18 protein-coding genes are annotated in these 23,889 nt (G+C 33.8%); 5 read left to right on the plus strand and 13 right to left on the minus strand.

Going from position 1 to position 23,889, the window contains the following annotated elements; genetic code table 11:
• Positions 1-101 precede the first annotated feature (101 nt).
• From ABTV69_RS22085 to ABTV69_RS22130, 10 genes are all read right to left on the minus strand, one after another.
• A complete protein-coding gene (locus ABTV69_RS22085; protein ID WP_433832719.1) occupies positions 102-2,918 on the minus strand; it encodes a M16 family metallopeptidase in 2,817 nt (938 codons plus the stop codon).
• 11 nt (positions 2,919-2,929) lie between these two features.
• On the minus strand, positions 2,930-4,315 hold the full coding sequence (locus ABTV69_RS22090) for a TlpA family protein disulfide reductase (RefSeq protein WP_433832721.1): 1,386 nt from the start codon (positions 4,313-4,315) through the stop codon (positions 2,930-2,932).
• A 27-nt stretch (positions 4,316-4,342) separates the two neighbouring features.
• Positions 4,343-5,818, minus strand: a complete 1,476-nt coding sequence (locus ABTV69_RS22095; protein ID WP_433832723.1) for a retropepsin-like aspartic protease — start codon at positions 5,816-5,818, stop codon at positions 4,343-4,345.
• Complete coding sequence (locus ABTV69_RS22100) at positions 5,815-6,693, minus strand: thioredoxin family protein (RefSeq protein WP_433832725.1); 879 nt, start codon at positions 6,691-6,693, stop codon at positions 5,815-5,817. Before ABTV69_RS22100 ends, ABTV69_RS22095 begins: the two co-directional genes overlap by 4 nt.
• 74 nt (positions 6,694-6,767) lie before the next feature.
• Positions 6,768-8,258 (minus strand): PKD-like family lipoprotein, encoded by a 1,491-nt coding sequence (locus tag ABTV69_RS22105; RefSeq protein WP_433832727.1) that lies wholly within the window; start codon positions 8,256-8,258, stop codon positions 6,768-6,770.
• Positions 8,259-8,287: 29 nt separating this feature from the next.
• The gene (locus ABTV69_RS22110) at positions 8,288-9,052 is read right to left on the minus strand and encodes a DUF4843 domain-containing protein (RefSeq protein ID WP_433832729.1); all 765 of its coding nucleotides are present in this window, start codon (positions 9,050-9,052) and stop codon (positions 8,288-8,290) included.
• A gap of 11 nt (positions 9,053-9,063) precedes the next feature.
• Positions 9,064-10,512: a RagB/SusD family nutrient uptake outer membrane protein gene (locus ABTV69_RS22115; protein ID WP_433832731.1), complete on the minus strand. Its 1,449-nt coding sequence runs from the start codon at positions 10,510-10,512 to the stop codon at positions 9,064-9,066.
• A gap of 10 nt (positions 10,513-10,522) precedes the next feature.
• Complete coding sequence (locus tag ABTV69_RS22120) at positions 10,523-13,843, minus strand: SusC/RagA family TonB-linked outer membrane protein (protein ID WP_433832733.1); 3,321 nt, start codon at positions 13,841-13,843, stop codon at positions 10,523-10,525.
• Between the two features lie 173 nt (positions 13,844-14,016).
• Positions 14,017-15,165 (minus strand): FecR family protein, encoded by a 1,149-nt coding sequence (locus ABTV69_RS22125; RefSeq protein WP_433832735.1) that lies wholly within the window; start codon positions 15,163-15,165, stop codon positions 14,017-14,019.
• 156 nt (positions 15,166-15,321) lie between these two features.
• On the minus strand, positions 15,322-15,915 hold the full coding sequence (locus ABTV69_RS22130) for an RNA polymerase sigma factor (protein WP_433832737.1): 594 nt from the start codon (positions 15,913-15,915) through the stop codon (positions 15,322-15,324).
• Positions 15,916-16,349: 434 nt separating this feature from the next.
• On the opposite strand from ABTV69_RS22130, the gene ABTV69_RS22135 reads away from it, so the two are divergent.
• The gene (locus ABTV69_RS22135; RefSeq protein ID WP_433832739.1) at positions 16,350-16,742 is read left to right on the plus strand and encodes a DUF4345 domain-containing protein; all 393 of its coding nucleotides are present in this window, start codon (positions 16,350-16,352) and stop codon (positions 16,740-16,742) included.
• Here the strand turns inward: ABTV69_RS22135 and ABTV69_RS22140 are convergent, their stop codons facing one another.
• Entirely contained in the window at positions 16,743-17,318 is a 576-nt protein-coding gene (locus tag ABTV69_RS22140; RefSeq protein WP_433832741.1) for a Crp/Fnr family transcriptional regulator, read from the minus strand. It lies immediately after the preceding gene.
• Between the two features lie 166 nt (positions 17,319-17,484).
• On the opposite strand from ABTV69_RS22140, the gene ABTV69_RS22145 reads away from it, so the two are divergent.
• On the plus strand, positions 17,485-18,894 hold the full coding sequence (locus tag ABTV69_RS22145; RefSeq protein ID WP_433832743.1) for a PLP-dependent aminotransferase family protein: 1,410 nt from the start codon (positions 17,485-17,487) through the stop codon (positions 18,892-18,894).
• A 115-nt stretch (positions 18,895-19,009) separates the two neighbouring features.
• On the opposite strand, the gene ABTV69_RS22150 is transcribed toward ABTV69_RS22145, so the two are convergent.
• The gene (locus tag ABTV69_RS22150) at positions 19,010-19,273 is read right to left on the minus strand and encodes a DUF2024 family protein (protein WP_433832745.1); all 264 of its coding nucleotides are present in this window, start codon (positions 19,271-19,273) and stop codon (positions 19,010-19,012) included.
• A 492-nt stretch (positions 19,274-19,765) separates the two neighbouring features.
• Here ABTV69_RS22150 and ABTV69_RS22155 point away from each other — a divergent pair, with 492 nt between their 5' ends.
• Positions 19,766-20,497 (plus strand): YggS family pyridoxal phosphate-dependent enzyme, encoded by a 732-nt coding sequence (locus tag ABTV69_RS22155; RefSeq protein WP_433832747.1) that lies wholly within the window; start codon positions 19,766-19,768, stop codon positions 20,495-20,497.
• A 30-nt stretch (positions 20,498-20,527) separates the two neighbouring features.
• Positions 20,528-21,232, plus strand: a complete 705-nt coding sequence (locus ABTV69_RS22160) for an AAA family ATPase (protein WP_433832749.1) — start codon at positions 20,528-20,530, stop codon at positions 21,230-21,232.
• Between the two features lie 259 nt (positions 21,233-21,491).
• Here the strand turns inward: ABTV69_RS22160 and ABTV69_RS22165 are convergent, their stop codons facing one another.
• Positions 21,492-22,937, minus strand: coding sequence for a glycosyltransferase (locus ABTV69_RS22165; RefSeq protein WP_433832751.1), 1,446 nt, complete (start codon positions 22,935-22,937; stop codon positions 21,492-21,494).
• Positions 22,938-23,439: 502 nt separating this feature from the next.
• Here ABTV69_RS22165 and ABTV69_RS22170 point away from each other — a divergent pair.
• Positions 23,440-23,886: a response regulator gene (locus tag ABTV69_RS22170; protein WP_433832753.1), complete on the plus strand. Its 447-nt coding sequence runs from the start codon at positions 23,440-23,442 to the stop codon at positions 23,884-23,886.
• The last annotated feature ends 3 nt before the right edge of the window (positions 23,887-23,889 follow it).

The following is a 23,889-nucleotide window of genomic DNA, read 5'->3' on the forward strand; positions in this document are numbered from 1 at the left end:
AACCCTCTAAAATCCGCTATACAAATTAAATTGCTTACTAATTCAAAATACTATTTGATAGGGAAATACAAATTAAACTCTAGTATAAAAATTGGGTCAGATTATTTTAATGGTTTAAAAACGACTTCCATAGAATCGGCTTTATCAAATAATGAATTAGCAAATTCCTGAATGTCTTTAGCAGTAATGCTTTTTACAATATCAACATAAGTTGCAGGATCGTTCATATTGTAACCCTCTTCAAAATAATTAGAAAGGACACTCATGCTATAACTATTAAAGTTTTTGGCATCTTCTCTAGATTTCAAATAATTGGTTCTAGTTTTCTCCACATCTTCAGCAACGATTTCGCCTTTTTTGATTTTATCAATTTCCTTGTATACAATTGGCAGTAAATGTTCTACTTTGTCTGCATCGCAATCAAAAGTAATTTCTACACCTGCCATTGCAACAGGATCTTTAGTCAATTGTGCTTTGACGTGCGCGCCATAAGTTCCGCCTTCTTTTTCGCGAAGGCTTTCAGTGTAGCGTAAAGTCAAAATGTCTCCTAAATAAGAATTTAAAATTCTGTTCTTCTGCGAATAAGGAAGTTCTTTTAAGAAAGCAATATTAACCGAACTTTTAGGCGTTTGCATTTTGATGAAAACATCACGATCTATTTTCTTTGAAATCCATTTTGGATAATCTTTACTAAATGTTTCTTTTCGTTTAATGCCTTTTATACTCGCAATATATTTTTCTAATAATGGTTTTAAAACTTCTGGTGTAACATCTCCAACAATGTAAAATTCAAAATTTGATACATCGGCAAAACGATCGGTATAAATAGCTTTCATTTTATCAAAAGATAAATCATCAATATACTTTTGATTTAATGGACGAATTTTAGGATTGTTTTTTCCGTAAACAATATTAGACATGCTATCTTGCATTTTGACATTAATGTCGTTTTCTCTGTTTTTCAAAGAGTTTTGAAGTCTTTGTTTAAGAAGATCGTACATCTGAGCATCGAATCTTGGCTGTACAAAACGTAAATGCACCAATTCCATCATCGTTTCAATATCTTTCACATTGGCAGAACCGGTTACTTGCTCTTTTAAAGAATTAATGGTAACAAAAGAATTGGCAATTTTTCCCTTTAGAACTTTTTCCAAATCTACATTTGAAAGTTCGCCAACTCCAGACATCATTGCCAAACTTGTAGAACGATATGCAGAAGGCAAATCTTCTGTTTTAAACAAAGACATACCACCTAAACTTTCTGCTTCTAAATTAACCTGTTTCTTATTTTTATCAGCAAATTTATAATGCACTTTTACACCATTGCTTAATACAAAAGTTGTGGCATCAATTGCAGTTTCTTTTTTCTCCGAAATAATTTTTCCCGGAACAATTTTTAGATCTCCCAAAAGTGTTTTCCCTTCAAAAGTATCAACGTAAGGTTGCAAAGAAGCATCGTTTTCTGCTTTCTGAATAATATCAAAAGCTTTTTCTTGAGTTAAATTTTGTTCGTTTTCAACACCAGTTACCGCCACAACTCGGTTTTGAGCAGTATATAATTTACTTATTTGCTCTTGCAACATTTTAGAATCCAACTTGCTTAAAATGTTTTTTACCATTTCAAATTCTGCTTTAGGGTCTGCAATGACTTCGTGATTCAAATAATCGTCTTTTACCATTCCGATTACTTGTTTGTGCGAAATCTCATTTAGTTTGTCTAAATAATTTTCATAACCTGAAATGTTTTCTGTAACCGCTCTATCGATTTCTCCTTTTGAAAAACCAAATTTGTAAACGCGAACCCATTCGTTCATTGCCATTGCAAATGCTTCGGCTTGTTTTTCTGGTTTTGGAGCAACACTCAAAATCCAAATATCATTCAAACGCGTATAGTTTTGATAACCAACCGATGCACTTTTAAATGGACATTCTTGTTTCTGCGCCATTTCTGCCAAACGATTATTTAAAATAGAAAAAGCAATGCCTCTTTGAGTAGATTTCTCTAATTCTGCATAGTCATTTGTAGATTTTTCAGCGGAATGGCGAATCATAAAACTAATGTTGGAAGCCGAAATTTCTTTGTCCAAAGCCAATTTGAAAGTTGGTTCGACTCTTTCTGGAATCGCAATTTCAAAACGTTTTTTAGGATTTTGAGGCGTTGGAATATCAGCAAAAAGCTTTTTAATTTTTGCTTCGATTTCGTCTGCATTAATATCTCCAACAATCGCGATTGCTTGCAAATCTGGACGGTACCAATCTTTATAAAAATCTTTTAAAACTTGATATTTGAAGTTTTTCACAATATCCATATCACCAATCGGCATACGGTCTGCATAAAGCGAATTATTGTAATAATACGGCGCTAACTGATTGTAAATTCTAGCACGAGCGTTTTGTCTCGTACGCCATTCTTCTGTAATTACACCGCGCTCGGCATCGATTTCTTCATTTGTTAGAGATAAAAAATTAGACCAATCATGCAAAACCAATAAGCAAGTGTCGACCACTCCTCCATCTTTGGACGGAATATTATCTAAGTTATAAACGGTTTCGTCTGTGCTGGTATAAGCGTTAATGTTTTTTCCGAAAATAGCTCCTTGTTTCTGAAGGGTATTCAAAATTCCTTTTCCTTCAAAATTTTTGGTTCCGTTAAACGCCATGTGTTCCAGAAAATGGGCCAAACCTTTCTGCTGATCGTTTTCTAAAATCGATCCAACATTCTGAATAATGTAATAACTAGCTGTATTTTTATTAACCTCAGTAGGATAAATATAATACGTCATTCCGTTTGGCAGAACTCCCTTTTTTATTTTCTGATTAACCGCAATTGGATCGGTCAATTTAAAGCTCTGCGCTTGCGCGAATGACAAACATCCGACAACGAATAATAAAATTGATATTTTTTTGCTGTATTTCATAAAGCTAATTATTAACTCTTCAATAATTTATCCAGCTGTGCTCTCAATTCAGGATTTGACGGACGAAGCGCATCTGCATTGATAATATTTCCTTTTGTATCAAACAATAAAAATCTCGGAATCGCATTTACATCATAATTTTTAGCTACATCAGAACCAAAATCTTTATCTGCCATTAACTGAATTCCTTTTAATTGTTCTTTAGTAACGTAATCTTTCCATTTTTGTGCGTCTTTTGGTTTATCTAACGAAAGACTTACAAAAACAATATTTTTTCCGTGATAATCTTCTTCAATTTTTTTCATGTGTGGAATCTCTGCTTTACAAGGTCCGCACCAAGTTGCCCATAAATCGATATACACAAATTTCCCTTTAAAATCTGAAAAAGAAACCGGTTTGTCGTTAATATCTTTATACGTAAAATCTAAACCTTTTTGCCCAACGCTTTTGTGCAATACTTTTTCATAATCTAATAAAAACGCTTTACTAGCATCAGAAACCATAAAAGGCTTGATGCTTGGCGCTACTTTTTCGTATTCTTCAATTTTCATTTTAGAAGTTGCCACTGCATCGCGAAGATAAACATCGATTAATGCTGGATCTGTAATATGTGTAATGGCTTCTGCTAAATCTAAACGCTTTGGTTTATCACCACTATTCATACTCACATAAAAGAAATAATTTGACATTAAAGATAAGCCATTTGCCACTTTCAATAAGTCTGGATCTGTAAACTTCTTGTCTGTCTGCCAAGTTTTAATCACTGCAGGACGATCGTCTTTGTCAGGAAATGCGCTTCTTGGCATTCTAAAAAACGTATAAGTCAGTTCTTCAACATCTGTTGCAACGGCTAATTTTAATAATTTATTGAATGCCGCGTCTTTGGTTTTAATCGATTTTGAAAACTCATCTGCTTTGGCTACGCCTTTGTCCAACCAAGGATAAAAGTCTACATAAGTCTGGTCTCCGCCTAATCTCGAATAAGGTGCGAATTCATTGTAAATTTCATTGGCTTTTTGAACTAAAGCATTTTGTCCGATATTCTTTCCGCCTAAAACATAGTTTTCTTTATTAGTAATCGAAAGCGAAATATCTAATTTAGGCTCCAAATATAAACGGATTAATTGATTTCTACTTTTCATTTGACCGTAATCAACGTAATAAAAACCAGCTGCTGAAACTGGAATCATAAAACCAAACTCCCCAGACGAATTGATTTTTGCAGTAGCAGCTACCGCTGGCTTTCCTTCTTCAACGTTATAAAGCGTTATTTCTTTCGCTTTAAGATCGGGAATTGAAATTGTTCCTTTAATTACTGCATATTCTGAAAGATTGGCAGCAAAACTCATTTGAACCATAATAAAGGTCAGAATGAAATACAAAATGTGTTTTTTCATGTTATTTTATTGTTTTTTGTTGATAGCTTAAATTGAAATTCGCATCGATTGATCGCCTTGTTCGATGATAATATCTTTACTTTCTTTGGTCTCTTTTAGCTGTTTTAGATTTTCGGGTTTCAATAAATCTTTGGATTCAAAATCATTTATCTGCGTGACTTTGGCACCAATTTTCACTTTCTTTAAATCTTCATTCTGCTGATCGATTATTTTTTTGACCAAAAGATTCTGGTTGTCGTCAAAATCCAATTCGATTCCGTTTAGGCAGAAAGAAGACATTTTTTTAAAATTTTTATTGGGTTCCAAATACATCGTTTTGTGCAAAAGATCGATTGTAAAATTGAAACGTTTAATCAAGTCTATTCCCAAAGATCCATCGGCGAAAGCCCAACTTTTATTGCCTTCGTCATATTCTTGCAAAGCGATGGTTACGTTTGGAAAATTATTTCCGTTGATGGCAACGTTTGGAATCGCTCCGCCTACAATTTTGGTCTGTTTTCCTAAACTAAAATTGACAGAAGTATATTCGGTTTTTAAACTGGCTTCTAAATTATTTTTATGATTGAAAGGCCCGTAAGCGATCAAATCGTAACCTGCGCCAGTATCAAAAGTAAAATTGCCTTCGACTGTTTTTTTATCTTCAAAAGTCAGATTCATTTTTACTACCGGAAGTCCCGATTTATAATCGAAAACAAACGCTTTTGCTTTTCCCCAATAATTGAAATTTCCGAAGTTGTACAAATCAATCGTCATCGTATCAAAATTGACAGAAGTGATGAAATTGCGAAGCAGATTAGCACCAAACAATCCGTCGTAAACCCCATGTTTTGGAAAAATAACCAACCCTTGATTTTTCAAGACCTGATTGCCAATATAAATGGTATTGTCTGCCGAGTACTGCACTTGCTGACTTCCGCCAACCACCGAAGCCGATTTGCTTTTAGTAACCACAACTCCCGCTTTGTACGCGCTGTCTGGATTCAGCGCCATTCCGTCTGCGCCTGTATCAAAAAGCATCAAAAATTCGCGATCGGCTTTGTTGAGTTTTATTTTAATAGCAATTCCGTTTTCAATAATTTCAAACGGAATACTGGCCACTTTTTTAACCTCAGCATTTCGATCGACTTTATACAAACCGTCAAAAAAGGTTACGTATACAATTTTATTTTCTGCATTAAAAACAATCTGCGACGGCTTTTTTTCTTTTCCATTAAAGCAAAAATCTACCTGTGTAAAAGTTTCATTTTTAATCGTCGCAGATTTTCCAATTTGAATTGAATCTAAAACTGGAAACGCTTTGAAAATTCCGTTCAAATAAAATTCGTTTGAAGAAGCATCTCCTACTCCAACCGTAAATTCTGGCGCCAAAAGATTTTTTATGCTATTGTAATCCTTTTGTTGAAAAGCTTGTTCAAATGCTTTGATTGTCTGCGTCGTATTTTTTATCTGCGCGTTTAGCAAAGAGATAAAAAACAGCTGCGACAAGATCATTACTTTTTTCATTTTACTACTTTTTCAGTATTTGGATTTTTGGTCACCACTTTTTCTACATCAAAATCTTTCAATAAAATGCCTTCGTATTTTGTGTATTCTTCTGGTGTGAACAATTCTTTCGAATCATTTAAAAGCTCTTTGAATCCTTTTAAATCATTCTTTTTTTCAAACTCTATTTTCTTTCGCTGTAAAATGGTAAATACATGGCCTGTTACACTTGCTCTTCCGTAATCCTGAGCCAATTTTTTACTTGAAAAAAGAAATGCATCATCGTATTGTTTGCCGACTCTTAAGCCAGTAATAATTACAAAAGAAACCTCATCAGTAACTTCTTTAGATTTCAAATACGTATCGATTACATCAAAAGGCACATTTCTTTTGCCTGCCATATAAGCCTGCACATAAAAATCTGGATAATCTTTTTCGTTAATCTGTGGACTGTACTTTTTAAATTTTCCTTTTTTGGCAGCATCTTTAGCATTTTGCAGCAAAACTGTAAACTGCTCAACGCTCTGAAATCCTGCAGCAATATCGATCACTTTACCTTCGGCATTCATAAATAAAAAGGTTGGAAATCCGGTAACGCCGTATTTCATGCACAACTTTTTACCGATTTCTTCTTTTAGAATATCCGATTTGAAAGTGACAAAATCGGCATCCAAAACAGCTTTTACTTTCGGGTCTGGAAATACTTCTTTGTCCATTTGTGCACACGGCGCACAGCCCGTAAAATACAAATCGACAAAAATTAATTTTTTCTCCGTCTGCGCTTGTTTTTTGGCTTGTTCCCAGCTTTCTTCGGTAGATTGAGTCTGTGCTTTTAAGGCAATAGAAGGACAGGCAAGCAGCAAAATTGCACTTGCGATTTTAATAAAACGTTTCATAAAATGTGGTTTTTAGAAACCGAATGAAGAATAAGGTTTGTTCTTCATTCGGTATTTTAGTTTTTAAGTTTTAATTATCTAACTCGATAAGTAACGTCAACAATTTTGCATAAGCCCGAATAACTGCTTTCCAAAATTAAATCTCCGTTTACAGGGGGCACGGTGTACAATTCTAACTTTCCTGTTGTGCTGTAAGACCCCACAATAAGCTTATTGATGATTTCTTTTTTTCCTCTTTTGCTAAATCCTAGATAGGTAATTTCTTCACTGCCTTTGTCTAACATCAATTTTGCAGATTGTGTTCCGCTATCATATTCGTACACTTTATTGCCAACGGTGTAAAATAAATATCCTGCATCTGGACTTACGGCAAATTTTGTTGCTTTGTCTAAATCTGGAGCATTCAGCATTTCTTTATAATAAGTTTGTACAATACTTGCATTAAAACGAAGCAGATAAAATTTACCTGTTGAAATATTCTTTAATACGGCAAAGCTTTCGTTCAAATTGAAATTTGATGTCGTCATAAAAACCAATTCGCAGTTGGTACTATTCCAATCTAATACTGTTGGAGAGGCTGTAACCGGAGGCATTGCCGAGCAAATTCCTTTCGAAGTACTATAACGCAGAAAACGTTTTTTTTCAACATCAAAAAAGACAGGAGTTCCTGCTGATGAACCTTCTGCGATAAAAGGAGCTGCATAGAAAGTTTTAGTTTCGAGATCCACTTTATTTTGCGGCAACCCATATCTAATTTGAAGTGCTCTATTATAATAATAAATATCACCATCTTTATACAGTAAATTTTCTGATCCAATAGGGCATTTCATAAAATCTACTGCAAAATTTGTTGGAAAACTTCCTCCAACAGTTTCGTATGATATATTCATGGTCTGATTCCATTCAAAAGAATCTGGTTCCAATCTTGCTGTTCCAGACTCCGAAGCTGTTACATAAATTCCATATATGACACTTCCTGGCAAAGGCCCACTAAAAGTTTCTACATCTACAGCTTTTCCTTTTAATTTCAATGTGGATCCAGCTGCATCTAACACATCATTGATAACACGCGGTTGCGGAATACCTGGAATGATAGACACCATATCCAGTCGGGCTTTACCATCTACATCTCCTACAACCAGCCAGCCTTCATAAATGGAAGACACAACATTTAAGGTAATAATAGGCTGCTGCCAGTTTATACCGGTTACTTTATCTTTAATGAAATAATACAACTCATATTTAGCTGGCGGTAATTTTAAAATACCATCCAAGTTTTTAGTTGTAGCAATAGTTGTTCTAGCTTCTCCTACCAATTTTAAAGGATTTACCGCAACCCATTTATATTCATATCGGTCAGCATCTGCTCCATCATCTAAAGTTGGGTTTAATTCTGGTGCAATCTTAAAATAATCACCCGTATAAACTGTATATTCTTTTTCTATTCCTGTTACATTAAATTCATTTATATTCTCATAATTGTAATTTCCTTCATCACTTACACAACCGTATGCTAAAAAGAGAAGTGCTATTACGGCTGTCTGTATTTTTATATTTTTAAACATCGCTTTATATTTTTTAATTAAAGAATGGTTTATGGAAATAGCATTTCTTTTCCGTCTTCCTCATAAATAGTATTGCCATCGGCTTTCTGATCTGCGAGATAACGTTTCATAAAACTTGCATAGTAAAGCGTCTCAGGAATCGAAAGTCCTGGAGAACCTTGCGGCTGATTAAACATTTCCGGTTCAAGATTCATAAGCTCGCACATTAAAAAGAATTTTTTTGCGGTAAATACACCAAATACAGCCTGCCATCCAATTGGTGTTGATAATTTGTCATTAAATGACAATTTAAAACGAACATAGCTTCTAGTTTTCCCAGTCAAAACATTCGTTACCTTCGATTGCATATTAGTAGTAAAAAATTCATTTTCCTCCAGATTTACTACCAATGTCAAATTTCCATTTTTCATATCAGGAGTTCTAAGCACTTTTATAAAAACAGTATCTAATTCTTTTCCTGCGTGCATTATGATATTTTCTGAAAATGTAAAATGAGTACCTAAAACTGCGGTACTAGTTGGATCAACTGTAAGTTTAACAGCATGATCTACATCGCTTACCTTTCCTTGTACACGTATCGCAAGAGGATAAATTTTTTCTGTAATTGTCGCTTTATCCAAACCAAAACTAAATCCGGTGCTGTCTATAAGTGGTCCGTTTTTATATTCTGGAAACATCGCGCGTGAGAAATAAATGTTATCTGTATCTGAATATGTTTCAATTTCTTCTTTATCACATGATGTCAATCCTAACAGCGATAGAAAAGCGATACCTAAAATCAATATTTTTTTCATAATTACTTTTTTTAGTTTTGAAAATTAACTTCATTGTCTGGCAATGGTACCACATATTTAACTGCATTCATGGTAACATTTCCTGAAGTTGCGGAACCATTTGGAATTGCTGTAGAATTCGTTCTTTTATAGTAAAAGAACAATTGCCCTTCGCCAATAAATTCTTTTCTATACTCTTTTGTAATTTCTGTCGCTAAAACTGCAGTAGCAGCCAAATTGGTCAAACCTCTATTGAATCGAAGCGTATTTAAAAATGCAATACCATCAGCTGGAACTGGTGCAGTTTCTGCCGCAATAAGATAGAGTTCAGAAAGTTTAAACATCGGAATCTGAAAACGGAAAAGTTTAGTTTTGTCCGTTACGTCTTCGTATTTAAAAAAGGTCTTCTGCGTTTTTCCTCCCGAAATTGGAATTTTCCAACTTGGCAAGCTTCTATAATCGTTATCATTAGACTCAAAAACGGCATTTATTCTGCTCAACATCGGAGCATAGATATTAAAATCATCTAAACTAGAATCAAAAAGTGCTTTTTGCTCGAGATATAAAGTCTGATCGCTAAGCGCAAAAAAGTTTTCTGAAGAAAAAATACGATCTGGATTAGAAGTATTGGTTGCATCTAAAAATGGAGTCCAAAAAATAACAGGTTGTGCTTTTAAAAAATTGATCACTTCAGTTGCCATAGCAAAAGCTCCCGTTTTGTCTCCAGCATATAGAAGAACTCTAGCTTTTAAGCATTTTACAGCTAATAAATTCATTCTTTGTCCACGGTTTGCAGCATAATACGGATTAGAATCAAATGCTTCAGAAGCTGTATATCTTCCATTCGTCACTATTGGATCGTTTGCCAAAAGCACTATTGCAGCATCCAAATCGGATATGATTTTTGTGATAACCTCTTGAGCTGGCAAAAGCGGTTTATTTACTGTTACCGCAGCATCGTAGTAAGGTATTGACGGATCTGCTGGTGCTACTTTGTAAATCGGCCCGTACAATCTTAGCATATCAAAATGTATCATTGCACGAATGGCAATTGCTTCTCCTTTTAAAATAGCTGCTTTTTCAGCCGAAATAACCTCTGTGTGTTCCTCAATACTTTCTAAAAATTTGTTTGCAGACAAAACTGTTGTAAAAGCACTTTGCCAAATTCCGGCAAAAGTGTTTTTTGGAAGTGTTTCTTCATACGAGTAAGTCGATATTTTATTTTTAACATGTGACCCAGACATATTATACTGCTGTCCTAAAATTTCAACAGCATCCATAGTCAGCTGTCTGCCATAAAGATTGTTTGTCGCAAGCTGAAGATAAAGTCCGTTATGCACATTTTGCACACCCGCTTCTGAACTGTAAGCTTGATCTTCTAAAATTTTATCTTGTGGCACAACATCCAAAAAGTCACTGCAGCTTATTACGGTTAAAGATGCAAGCAAAAGGAATGTAATTTTATATAAATACTTGTTCATAATCTCTTTTTTAAAATGATAAATTAAGATTCAAAGAATATATTCTTGAGAAAGGATAATCGATACCACGTTCTGCTTTAATAGTAGACACTCGGAAGAATTCATTTGCGATAGCATTAAATCCTAATGCCGTCAAACCTGCTCTTTTTAACCAAGCTCTATCTGTAACACGGTAACCTAAACGAATAGATTCTCCCGAGATATAATCGTCTTTTTGGATAAAACGTGATGAAATTGGTGTATTGTTGGTTAAGCCAATCGCTTTAAACTGCGCCATTTGACCTGGCGTTGTCCAACGGTCTGTAAAAGCTCTGACATCTTGATTATCAAAAATATTGTCTCTCGAAATATTTTCTACTTTGTTGTACAAGGCAGAGTTAAATCTTTCTGCACCAAAACTGTAACGTACAAATAATCCAAAACTAAATCCTTTGTAATTTAAGTTTGTAGAAATTACTCCTGTAGCCGTTTCTCTAGAGTTCCCCATTACAACCTCATCTTTTTTATCTAAATCAAAAGTAGTTTGGCCATTTTTCTTTAAGAAAATTTCTCTACCTGTTGCAGGATCAATCCCTAATGAAGGTACAGCCCAAAGATCGTTGCTGCTTGCTCCGTCATAATATCTTGTTAAGCTGGTTGTTTTTTGCGCTTCAGAATTTAAAGAAGCTAATGCATTACCAAAACCGCCTAGTTCATTGTCGCCAGTTGTTCCCATTAAACCGATTCCCCAAACAAAATTTCGGCTCAAATCGTAGATAAAGTTGTAGTTCATTTTTAACTCTAATCCTTGTGTTGTCAAGTAACCAACATTTAAAGGATAGCCATTAAGTCCTGTTGAAGCCGCAAGGTCAATCGCTACAATTTGTGGAGACGTTTTACGCTTATAAGCTCCTAAAGTCATTGTTAATCTGTTTCTAAACATAGCCAAATCTAAACCTAACGACAAATCTTTGGTTCTTTGTGCTTCTAAATTTGGGTTTGCAATTTGAGAAACTCCCAATCCAGCACCAAAAACGTTTGTATTTGCGTTATAAGCATATACATCATAAGAAGCAAAACCTACCAAATTCTGATTTCCGGTTTGACCGATATTGGCACGTATTTTAAAAATATTGACAATATCTTCGTTCATTTTAAACTCATTGTTTAAGTTCCATCCAAAACCAACTCCCCAATAAGGCGAATATTTTTTGTTTGTTCCGAAGTTTGTTGCTCCAGAAATAGTTTGAGTAAAATCGAATAAGAATCTTCGGTCGTAAGCGTAGTTAATCTGATTGGTTAAATCGACGCTTCTTATCAATTCGGTAAAAACAATTGGTTTTCCATTTGGTTCATATCCAAAAGCAAATGCAGGATTTCCGCCAACGCCAAAAGGAAACCCTCTTAAAGTTGTTGTGTACGAGTTGTTTTTTGTTTCTAAAGCCTGAGCTCTTATGGTATAGTTAAAGGAATGTACACTTTTGAAAACATTAGAGTAAGTTGCGCCAATATTAGCATTCCACTTATCTACAATAGCTTCGTAACTGCTATATGATCCTTTTTCTGTTGAAATGTTATTTACATAACGTGTATCATCTGGAGAAATAAAAACCGTATTGTGGTTATCCAATCTAGAAACTGATAAAGCTCCGGTTGCTTTAATATGCGGATTTATATCGTAATTAATAGCAAAGTTATTGGTGAAATTAAAATCTTTTCCTTTATCAAAACTTCCTAAAAAGACATTGTAAAGCGGATTTGCAGGATGATTTACAATAGTTTGCAAGCTAGTTAAAGGCAATGAGCTTCCGTCCATATAACGCGTAATAACTCCATTCTCATTATATTTTGGATAATACGGACTTGCTTTTGCCCAAATTTCAAACGATCCATAAGGAGATTCCTGATTCGTTCCTCCGGAAACAAAAAACTGATTGTTAAGGCTTAACTTATTTTTTCTATATGTTAAAGTAGTATTATAACCCCAAGTATCATGTTCTGAGCCTTTCATGGTTCCTGTCAGCGTTTTATAGTTTCCAGCAATGTTGAATCTGAACTCGTCAGAACCACCGCCAAAATTCAAACTGTGTCCAGAGGTAATTCCCATTTGAATTGGCTCGTTTAACCAATACGTATCTACACCGCTTCGCACTGCTGCCAAACGTCTGTTATATTCTTTATCCCAAGTAAATGGAGTTGTTTCAGCAGATCCATCCTTAACAATAAATGCACCAGAAAGTCTCTCGAATTCTAATTTTTGCGCCGCATTCATTAAATGATACACACTTAAATCGGCTAATTCGTAAGAGGAATTATACACATAATTAAACTGCAATTTTCCTGGTAAAGGTTTATTGGTTTCAATAACCACAACACCATTTGCAGAACGTGAACCGTACAAGGCAGTCGAAGCCGCATCTTTCAATAAAGTAATGCTTGCAATTCTATTAATATCTAAATCGACAACTTGCTGTAAAGTAGTTGGAAATCCGTCCAAAATAAACAAAGGCTGATTGGGGTCGTCTCTAAATTGGCTGTCAACTTGATTGGCAGTTAAACTGGTCTGCCCTCTCACCTCAATTGTTGGCAGAATATTTGGGTTAGAACCTGCAATATTATTATTCACCACAATAAAAGATGGATCTAATGATTTTAAAGCCTGAACAACATTTTGCGTAGAAACCTGTCTTAGTTCTTCACCTTTAAAAATCGTCACCGCACCCGTTATCAATTCTTTTTTACGAACTGTAACTCCAGTATTTACTACTACTCCTTCAAGTTCTTTACGTTCTTCTAGAAGTTTAATATTAATTACTTTTCTATTATTAACGTCTACAACTTGCGCTTTATGCCCGATATAGGTAAATAAAATTTGACCATTTTCTGGCGCACTAATGGTATATTTTCCATCAAAATCGGTTTGAGTAGCAACTCCTGTAACTTTTACTTTAATGTTTACACCAGGAATAGGCTCTCCTTTATCATTTGTAACCGTACCTTTAATTTCAATAATTTTAGATTCTAGTACCACTACTTTTTCAGCTGGCACTTCTTTTATTAAAATTGCATTTCCTTTTGTAAAACTAAAGTTGAAATTTTTGTTTGGAAAACTAGCTTCCAATAAATCATTCACTTTAATTGTGCCCTTTTTTAAATGTACTTTAGGTAATTTTTTAAATAAATCTTCCTGATAAATAAAAGTATAGTTGGTTTGTTTTGTAATGATGTCAAAAACTTCGTCAACAGATACTGTTTTATCAGCTGTAATTACAACTTTCGTGTTTTGTGAAAATAGATTTACGGGAGAAAAACCAAAAATTGTAGTACAAAACAAGAAGATAAAAGTTCTCATAATGTTAATAATTAGCCGCTTTCTAAAATAGAAATAGGCACTGGTTAATTTAAATTTCATAAATTTACATGTTAATTGGTTGGTTGGTTGTTAAAACTGATTAATGGATTAATACACAGAAAGGGATAAAGCGCAGTACGGTGAGAGGTCTAAACTTTAATCCCTTTTCTTTTTTATTTTATTATAATCTTATTGTCTTTTTTCTCATAGGCATTAATAAAATTAATATTCTTGATCGTAGTTAATATATCTTCTAGTTTCTGATTTTTATTTAAAACCCCGTTAAACTTGACATTCCCAAGGGCAGGATCTGCAAATACAATATCTACATCGTACCATCTTGACAATACTCTTGCAATATCTTTTAGAGGCATTCCTTTAAAAACAAACAATCCTTTTCTCCAGGAAATTTCATTGTACACATCAACTTCAGCAACAGAAATTTTTCCGTTGTACTCTGTAATTTTAGATTGCTGATTTGGCGTTAAAATTTGTTTTTTGGCCACATTGCTAACTGCTACAACTCCTTTTACTAGAGTCGTGTAAATTGCAGATTCGTCTCGGTAAGCTTTAATATTAAATTCGGTTCCGATAACCTCAATGTTCTGTTCCTGAGTTTTTACTTTAAATCTCGAACCTTTATGTTTGGTGCTTGGCGAAACTTCAAAATAAGCTTCTCCGTAAACCAATTCTACTTGTCTGGTTTCTCCATCAACAAAAGCGACTGGATATCTCAATTGCGATTCTGAATTCAACCAAACTTTGGTACTATCAGCCAATTGAACAAAAAATTGTCCTCCTCTCGGAATCGTTAAAAGATTATTGGCGATCGCTTCAACTTTTCCGTTTGAATTGTAAACTAATTTTTCTCCGTTACTCGAAGCATTTCCTTTGCTATATGATTTTCCTTTTTCTAATGCAATTACAGAACCGTCTTCTAAAGTAAGTGTGGCTTTGTCACTTCCAATCAATATTTCTTTGTGAGCCACTTGCGGCGTTTCAATCTTAAGCGGATTTGTTTTATTTACGATCAATGAAATCGAAATCAGCAGTAACAGCGACGCTGCCATTGCTGCCAGCTTAAATGACGCTTTGGTATAAAATGGCTGAATTGGTAATACTTTAACCTCTTCAGATTGAATCGCGTTTTGAAGACGAGTTCTCATTTTAGATTCTAATTCATCTTTAGAACCCAAAGCCTCATCCCAATCTGTATCTGTTTGGAAACTCTGGTAATAATTCAATAATTTATTATTCTCCTCGAGATTGGTATCACCGGAAAGATATCTATTTAGTAACAGTAAGAAATCCTCTTTTTTCATTTTTTATTGTATTATTTCGGGAGTATACGAGATAAGTAACCAAAAAGGAATATACCCCCTAGTCGAAATTGTATTTTTTTTGATTTTTTTTGAAAAGCAATTAAAAAAGAAGAAAAACTCACACACCATCAACCTCACCACTGCATTTTATTTTTGCTAAAAGATATTTTTTGTGAGCCACAAAATCATCGCCATACTCATACTTTCACCCATAGAAGATCTTATGGTATGCAGCGCTTTTGTGATATGATTTTCGACTGTTTTTGTAGAAATATTTAGTCGTTCGGCAATTTCTTTATGACTCAGCTGTTCTTCACGGCTTAGTTTATAAACGGCCTGACATTTTTCTGGAAGCGATTCTATTATGATATTCAATTGCTGCACCAATTCATCGTGCATTAACTGCGTTTCTGGAGTAGTCGATAAAAAACGTTTTTCTAAATCATCAAAAAGTTCTACGTGAACTTTGTCTTTGTTTTTTCTCAAATGATTAAAAACCTGATATCTCGCACAAGCATACATATAGCCTTTTAGCGAAATATGAATTTCTATTTTTTCGCGATTGTGCCAAATATTCATGAAAATATCCTGAATAATATCTTCGCACAATTCTTTGTCTTTAATCACATTGTAAGCCGACATAAAAAGCGCCTGCCAAAATTTATTGTACAATTCTGTCAACGCCAATTCATCGCCGTCACGAAGACGATCAATTAAAATTTGATCCTGATTTAAGGTGGAATTCAGCAATGGTGGTTGATTATAGGAATTGAATAATTCGCAACAAACTTAATAAATTCCCTTAATTATCCTAATTTGTTCTTCACAACAGCGACTTACATCTTTAATAAATCTTAATTTTAACAGCACGTTAACTTTAAAGAAATTCTAATTTCGATTCCAAAATCAATCTGTTTTTTGAACATAAACAAGATTCACAATTAAAATAAAATGAATTTTTCAAAATCTCAAATTCAGATTCTTGTTAAGTTAAAATTGTATTTTTATTAAATTTCGAAAAAATATCGTAGCCAATTTCTTTAAATCTAAAATGTTTTTTTTTACACTTATTTATTTAACTAAGAAATTCTTAAATAAAATTCTCTGTTTTCTTACCTTAAGTCAAAGTCATAAGCTTTTCATAGCCATTACATTTGAACATTATAAACTCAAATTTAATTTTTATGAAATCATCAATCTCTCTTAAAATTTTACTTTTCATTGTCGGACTTATTGGCTTTTCTATCGGAATTGCGCTTTTATTTTTTCCGATTGCTTTTGAAGCTTCGGCAAATATTCATCTCAATAAAAATGACTTTAGTTTATTAAGCGAAATCCGCGCTTCGGGAGGAACGCTCCTAGTTTTTGGAATTGTAATTTTTCTAGGAGCATTCAAATCTTCGATGACGAAAACTTCTTTGCAAACCGCAATTTTACTCTATTTTGCTTACGGATTTTCCCGTTTATATGCCATAATTGTGGATGGAATGCCGAGTCAGACGATTTTAAATGCAGCCATTTCAGAAATTGCAATTGGAATTATTTGTACCGTTTTTTATTTTAAACACAAGGAATAACTATTTCTGAACCACTCTTTTTCTAATTCTGCTAAGCGATTCTGGTGTAATGCTCAAATAACTGGCAATATGCACGAGCGGTATTCGGTTTAAAAAATTAGGATTCGATTTCATGAATTTCAGATAACGCTCCTCAGGATTATAATTGTTTAACAAAGCGATATAACGCTCTGCTTTTCTGTAATCTAAAACCATGATTAATGAAGTAATATGTTCGAGAACTGGACTTTTTAACTGCATTTCTAATTCTTTTTCTCGAGTGCCGCTTACCAAGATTGTATCTTCAAGACATTGAACTGTAAACTCAGAAGGTTTTGCGTCTAGATAGCTGGAATAAATTACCAAAGGCATTTCTTCGATAAAAAAACCAGACGTTTTCTCTACGCCATCAATCATTTTAAATTGTCTCAAACAACCTTTCAATACCAGATAACATTTATTACTCATCTGCCCTTCTAAAACGACCAAATCGCCTTTTTTAAAAGTTTCGATTGTAGTGTTTTCTATAATCAAATCAATATCAGCAGGTTTAAATCTGTTGAATTGTTCCAGAAATTTTCTGAGCAGATTGTTCATAATACTATTTCCAAATTTTCAATTTAAAAATAACAAAAACACTTTAAAGTGCTGAATGTGTGTTTGTTTTTTTTCTCTAAATATATTTTCTACCTATTTTTCATTTATAATTATCGTATTTTTGGACCAGCCAATTATTTTCAATTATAAAACAAAAACAGTCCAGATGTTACGACCTTGGCCTTTAGAAATTCAGTTAGACAAAAGATCAGACAAAGCCATTTACCTTCAAATTGCCGATGCTGTAATTGATGCCATAAAAACAGGAAAACTGGTTAGCGGAAACGCGTTGCCTGGAAGCCGACAATTGGCTGAATTATTAAAAGTAAACCGAAACACCGTCGTAGAAGCATTGGATGTTTTAATTGCCGAAGGCTGGCTCGTGACAATTGATCGAAAAGGAACTTTTGTTACAGAATCACTTCCAAAAATCAATCATTCGTCAGAAAATAAAAAAGAGCAAAATACTGTAATTGAAGAATCTAAAAGTTTTTTAGTTTTTGATGACGGACTTCCTGATAGCCGACTTGCTCCAATGAACGATTTGGCAAGAGCATATCGTGAATTGTTCAGTCGTAAATCGCGTTGGCAAATTATGGGCTACAGCAGCGAATTGGGGAATTTAGATTTTCGGAAATCGATTGCTCAAATGCTGAATTTTAAACGCGGTATGAGTATTTCTCACGATCAAATCTGCATTACGCGAGGAAGCCAAATGGCGATGTATCTGGCTTCACATTGTATTTTAAAATCGGGCGATTATGTTTTGGTCGAAAATCCCGGCTACAAACCCGCTTGGGAAGCTTTTGAAAATGCAGGTGCCACTTTACTTCCTGTAAATGTAGATTCGGACGGATTGGATATCGATCAAGTCGAAAAATATCTGCAGCATAAAAATATTAAGGCGATTTACGTTACGCCTCATCATCAATTTCCAACAACGGTTACTTTGTCTTTAAAAAAGCGTTTGAAACTAATTGAACTTTCCAATCAATATCATTTTACGATTATTGAAGACGATTACGATAATGAATTCCATTTTGGGCAAAGACCAATACTTCCTATTTCGAGTTATTCTGGTTTGAAAAACTATATTTACATTGGCACTTTCAGCAAAATTGTTGCTCCAGCGCTACGTATTGGCTATTTAGCTAGCTCGCATGAGAACATTCAGAAGATTGGAAATCATAGAAAAATCATCGATGTTCAAGGCGATAATATTATGGAAGAAGCAATTTTAAATCTTATTAATGAAGGTAAAATAAAACGTCATCTTAAAAAAGCCAATTTGGTTTATAAAAGTAAACGAGATTTTTTCGAAACCTTATTAAATCAACATCTTCAAGATAAAATCACATTTACCAAACCCGAAGGCGGACTTGCTTTTTGGATTGTTCCGAAAGCAGATATTAATGTTTTAGAAATTTTCGAAAAACTAAAATCTCAAGGCATTCAAATCATGAGTCCAGATCGATTTAGTTTTGATGAAACGATAAAAGGTTTCCGTTTAGGCTATGCTTCTCTTTCAGAAAAACAGATGGAAGAAGGTGTAAAAGCACTTTCTAAATTGCTGTAAAATTAGAGGCAGGTTTTACGGATTTGCTATCGCAAGGATACAGAAAAAAACTGATTTTTAATATCTGCGTTAATCAGCGTCCTTGCGATAGCAAATCCGTTTTATCCGCGTTCCTTTAATTGCAATTTTCCATTTCAATAATAGAAAAACCATTTTCCCGAACTTGATTTTCTACTTCAATTGGCGCTTTATCAATATGGCAGAAACGGCATTCTTTAGAAGATAATGCTTGTCCTTCTTGATCTACACTTTTTAAATATTTTTTTCCATATTCATACACTTGCTCGGCATCGTTAACATTTTCGTCTACTAAAATATCAAAGTGCATAATTTTTCCGTCTTTGCGGGTTACGTAGGTATCCCAAACTGCTATTTTCATTTTTTTTAAGTTGCTAAGGTTCTAAGATGCTGAGATTCTAAGGTTTTTTTTTCGCTAAATAACTTAGCGATTTAGAATCTCAGAAACTTAGAGACTAATTTTACTCTGCAAATTTATATTGGTTTTGAAAGTGTCGAATCATCCAGTTTTTTCATTTTTTGAGAGGTACTGGTCCAGTTCCAACTTTTAAATAAAGCCTTGGTAAAATTCAATTGCCTCCATCTTTAGATGGAGGTACACAAAATTGATTAAGGAATGGCTTTAGCCAAAACTACCTATGTGGATTAAAATTTTGTAGAATATAGTTTTTGGCTAAAGCCTATTCTATAACTTCCAAAAAAATCCCTTAGTTGAAACTAGGGGCAATGCAAAAAAGTATCGATGTAATTAATGCTGTTATATTCCACTCAACTAAATTCAATTTATCTGGACTACTTTTAATTATAGAAACTGGATTAAAACAATATTCCAGTTAAAATATAATTTTGCAATATGAAAAACGATATTATTTTTAATTTGATTAAAGTGCATCAACGCATCGAAAAGGCTTGCGAAATTTCAGGAAGAAATCCTGCCGATGTTCAGCTTTTGTTGGCGACCAAAACTGTTCCAGCAGAGCAGATAAAAATTGCAATCGAAGCAGGCGGGACTTTAATGGGCGAAAACAAAATGCAGGAATTGCGAGATAAGGATTATCTTTTGAAAAATCTTCCAGTCGAACGACATTTTATCGGACATCTTCAAACCAACAAAGTAAAAGATGTATTGAAGTATGTGACTTGCATTCAATCTCTGGACAGAATAAATCTGGCTGATGAATTACACAAACAGCTTCAGAACCAAAAGAGAAAATTAGACGTTTTTATCCAAGTCAATACTTCCTACGAAGAAAGCAAATTCGGATTGGCACCAGAAGACGTTTTATCATTCGTTAAAAAAACAAAAGCATACGACACTTTAAATATTAAAGGTTTAATGAGCATTGGCTTGCTCGATGTTGAAAAAGAGAAAATGATTCCGTCTCTACGACTTTTAAGAACCATTCGAGATGAAATATATTCGGAAGAAATTGAAGGTTTACAAGATTTAAAACTTTCTATGGGAATGTCTCAAGATTTGGAACTTGCCATTGCAGAAGGATCTAATATGGTGAGAATTGGTACTTCGATCTTCGGAAACCGTTTTTTAGGAAAAGAAATCTGGAACGAAAACATTGCAGAATAAAACTTAATTTTGCAGCAAATACAACAGCAGATGAACCTGAATGATCTTACCTTAATTGATACTGAAAAAATTGCTTTAGACGATTTATTTTTTAGTGATGAAAATAAAGTTGCTTTACTTCAGATTATCAAAGAACATCAATATATCGAAGAATTAAAGCAATACAATCTTAAAGTAGACAATAAGATTTTACTGCATGGAAGCTCAGGCTGTGGTAAAACAACAACAGCAAAAGCGATTGCCTATACATTAAACAAAAAAATTATCATTGTCAACCTCAGCACTGTTATTGATTCTCGAATTGGCGAAACTTCTAAAAATTTGAAAGCTATTTTTGACAAAGCAATTCGTGAAAGAGCCGTTTTATTTTTGGATGAATTTGATCAAATCGGAAAAAGCCGTGACAGCGACGATAAAGATGTTGGTGAAATGAGACGTTTGGTAAACACCATCATTCAGCTTTTTGATTATTTCCCCACTGATAGTTTATTGATCTGTGCAACCAATCATTATGAGATAATCGATAGTGCTTTACTGCGAAGATTTCAGCTTCGTTTAAAATATGAAATGCCTTCAGAAAAACAGTTAAATATTTATTACGATAAAATTTTAAGCACCTTCCCAGAACATTTTCAAAACATAGAAAGAAAATATTCGATTTCTTATGCCGAAGCTTTAGACTACATTAATACAACAATGAAAAGGCAGATTATTGCTGCTTTAGATTCTAAATAAATATTCCATTAGGAATATCTAGTCGGTAGAAAAAAAATGTTTTGTTTCGCATTGTGTCCTGTAGGGACACCCGATTTTGCGCAATTAACATAACGATTATCCAAACGTTCCTACGGAACGAATGTGTGGCGATGCATTAATAACTACCTACCGACGAGACATTCCTACGGAATGAATTGAGAACAAAAAACCCGCTGACACTAACAGCGGGTTTTTATTTGGCGGAGTTTTATATAATAGAATGAATAGTGTACTAAAGTTATAGTCCTCTTGTCAACCAGCCTTTTTTGTTGGCTGTTGCAATAGCATAAGGCGCAATCCAGAACAAACTGAAAGTGTAAAAAACACTATAAGAATACGCCCAGAAAGATTCTGCAAATGTGTATCTCTTTGCATAAAACACCATTGAAAATGTCGAGAACGTTAAAATCGCGACCAAAGTTGAACTAATGAATAAAATTGGGTGAACTGCAATAAAATAGAACATAAACAATAAGAACGGATATGTCATTGCAATTTTGAAAAACTGATTTAAAAACAGCATTCTTGGTCCAAATTTTCCGTCTTTTCTAAAATCTGTGAAAACAAATTTTGCCATCATAAGATTTTCACGAACATTACTTCTCGCCCATCTAATAAACATTTTGTATAATCCTTTGTATTCTTCTGGAACATTGGTCAATACCACTGCATTTCTTTGAAATTTCACTTCAAAACCTTGTTTCAAAATCATATTAGTCAAAGCACGATCTTCTCCAATATCTGATGGCTGTCCCATAAAAGTTTGGCTGATCCATTCTGGAAGACAGTTAAAAACAGCATCTCTTCTATACGCTGCCAAAGCACCTGGCGTACATAATACAGAACCTAATTGGCTTTCCGCAGAACGTTGAAATTCAAAACTCATTACGAAACTTACGTTAAGCATTTTGGGTAATATTGCTTTTTTGTTGTTCAAAACTTGAACGTTTCCTGCAACTGCCCCACATTTTTTGTTTACAACAAATGGACTAACTAAGTTTCTTAAAGTGTCTTTCTTTACAATAGAATCGCTATCTACCGTTACAAAGATTTCTCCTGTTCCTAATTTAAATCCTCTGTATAAAGCTTGACGTTTTCCTTGATTTTTAGGCTGTTGGAAAATCGTAACTCGATCTCCCAATTTTGCTTTTGCTTCTTGCATCCAGTACCAAGTATCGTCTTTACTTCCATCGTCAATAGCTAAAAGCTGTAATTTTTCTGCTGGATAATCACTTTCTGCAAGGCTTAATAAAGTGTCCCAAACTAGTTTTCCTTCATTGTATGCTGGAACGATAATCGTACAAGTTGGCAATAAATCGTCTGATACTGACGGAATTGCTTTATATCTTAAATACAAATAAGAGCTATATAAGAAAACTCCCGTTTGATAGAAAAATAAAAGGGTTGTGATTACTAAAAATGGTAATCCCCAAGTTGAAGCAATTCTTTCAAAATGAAATTGCTCAAAATCGTCTTGCAGTAAAAATACCATATAGACACCAGCAATTAATAATAAAAACGTTGCTATAAGAATCGCTAATCCGAAAGGACTTGTTGGCCTTTCTACATGTACTTTTTGTGCTTTTTCATTGGTTCTAAAAAAAGAACCGTTTAATGTTTTTTCATTGATTGCTGAACTGCTGTTCGCATAAAATTGTTCTGAGATAATTGTTTCGCTTTCCATGCTTATACTCCTTTTTTTAATTTGCTTAATTTGGCTTTTAGCAAAATCTTATTCCTTTCAAAAAACGGACACATCAAAGATTTTGACATAAACACAATTTACAAGCAGCATGCCAATACGATTCTAGACTGGTATAGAGCTATTTAGAAAAACAGGAACAAAAAAGAGTGTGTAATTATTTTACACTTTCTGGATACGGTATACAGTAAATTTGTAGAATTTTGAATACTAGAAGTGAGATTCTAAAAGGGTTTGAAGTGTTTTTTGCCTTCTAATTGAAAGAGAAATCTGAATCTCAAAAAAGCTTTTTATTACAACAAAAAGCACGTAGAAATAAATAAACGCAATTATTAAAATAAAATTGCATCACCCAAAGAAAAGAATCCGATTTTATTATTTTTTATTATTTCAAAAAACATTCTTCACAAAAAAACTAGAAGTCTTACTTAAAAAAGGTAAATTTATCAAAACAAACTTAACCCTAAATTTGAGGAGAATAAAAATGACCAAAGAGCATTACTATCTTTTATTGGCTGATGACGACGAAGATGACTGCCTTTTCTTTAAAGAAGCTCTCGACGAAATAACTGTCAGCACCGCGCTATCAATGGTTCACGACGGAGTACAATTGATGGAGTATTTAAAAAATAATATCTCAAATCTTCCAGATGTGGTTTTTCTGGATTTAAATATGCCTAGAAAAAATGGACTGGAATGTCTAGCCGAAATAAAAGACGACGAAAACTTAAAAAATCTGCCTATTATTATTTTCTCTACTTCGCTTGATGGCGAAATAGTAGATAAAGTGTATCAAAAAGGCGCTTCTTTTTATATCAGAAAACCGGGCGATTTTTCTAAACTTAAAAGCGTGATAGAGAAAGCATTGACTATTGCACCCGAAAATAATTTCAAACAGCCCGAAAGAGCCAATTTCATTCTGCAACCTTAACTT

Source organism: Flavobacterium anhuiense (assembly GCF_050990855.1).
GTDB lineage: Bacteria > Bacteroidota > Bacteroidia > Flavobacteriales > Flavobacteriaceae > Flavobacterium > Flavobacterium anhuiense_C.

What these genes read in the sequence shown, in the direction of transcription:
- ABTV69_RS22085 (WP_433832719.1), bottom strand. Translation starts at nt 2,918, where the DNA reads ATGAAATACAGCAAAAAAATATCAATTTTATTATTCGTTGTCGGATGT.
- ABTV69_RS22090 (WP_433832721.1), bottom strand. Translation starts at nt 4,315, where the DNA reads ATGAAAAAACACATTTTGTATTTCATTCTGACCTTTATTATGGTTCAA.
- ABTV69_RS22095 (WP_433832723.1), bottom strand. Translation starts at nt 5,818, where the DNA reads ATGAAAAAAGTAATGATCTTGTCGCAGCTGTTTTTTATCTCTTTGCTA.
- ABTV69_RS22100 (WP_433832725.1), bottom strand. Translation starts at nt 6,693, where the DNA reads ATGAAACGTTTTATTAAAATCGCAAGTGCAATTTTGCTGCTTGCCTGT.
- ABTV69_RS22105 (WP_433832727.1), bottom strand. Translation starts at nt 8,258, where the DNA reads ATGTTTAAAAATATAAAAATACAGACAGCCGTAATAGCACTTCTCTTT.
- ABTV69_RS22110 (WP_433832729.1), bottom strand. Translation starts at nt 9,052, where the DNA reads ATGAAAAAAATATTGATTTTAGGTATCGCTTTTCTATCGCTGTTAGGA.
- ABTV69_RS22115 (WP_433832731.1), bottom strand. Translation starts at nt 10,512, where the DNA reads ATGAACAAGTATTTATATAAAATTACATTCCTTTTGCTTGCATCTTTA.
- ABTV69_RS22120 (WP_433832733.1), bottom strand. Translation starts at nt 13,843, where the DNA reads ATGAGAACTTTTATCTTCTTGTTTTGTACTACAATTTTTGGTTTTTCT.
- ABTV69_RS22125 (WP_433832735.1), bottom strand. Translation starts at nt 15,165, where the DNA reads ATGAAAAAAGAGGATTTCTTACTGTTACTAAATAGATATCTTTCCGGT.
- ABTV69_RS22135 (WP_433832739.1), top strand. Translation starts at nt 16,350, where the DNA reads ATGAAATCATCAATCTCTCTTAAAATTTTACTTTTCATTGTCGGACTT.
- ABTV69_RS22140 (WP_433832741.1), bottom strand. Translation starts at nt 17,318, where the DNA reads ATGAACAATCTGCTCAGAAAATTTCTGGAACAATTCAACAGATTTAAA.
- ABTV69_RS22145 (WP_433832743.1), top strand. Translation starts at nt 17,485, where the DNA reads ATGTTACGACCTTGGCCTTTAGAAATTCAGTTAGACAAAAGATCAGAC.
- ABTV69_RS22150 (WP_433832745.1), bottom strand. Translation starts at nt 19,273, where the DNA reads ATGAAAATAGCAGTTTGGGATACCTACGTAACCCGCAAAGACGGAAAA.
- ABTV69_RS22155 (WP_433832747.1), top strand. Translation starts at nt 19,766, where the DNA reads ATGAAAAACGATATTATTTTTAATTTGATTAAAGTGCATCAACGCATC.
- ABTV69_RS22160 (WP_433832749.1), top strand. Translation starts at nt 20,528, where the DNA reads ATGAACCTGAATGATCTTACCTTAATTGATACTGAAAAAATTGCTTTA.
- ABTV69_RS22165 (WP_433832751.1), bottom strand. Translation starts at nt 22,937, where the DNA reads ATGGAAAGCGAAACAATTATCTCAGAACAATTTTATGCGAACAGCAGT.
- ABTV69_RS22170 (WP_433832753.1), top strand. Translation starts at nt 23,440, where the DNA reads ATGACCAAAGAGCATTACTATCTTTTATTGGCTGATGACGACGAAGAT.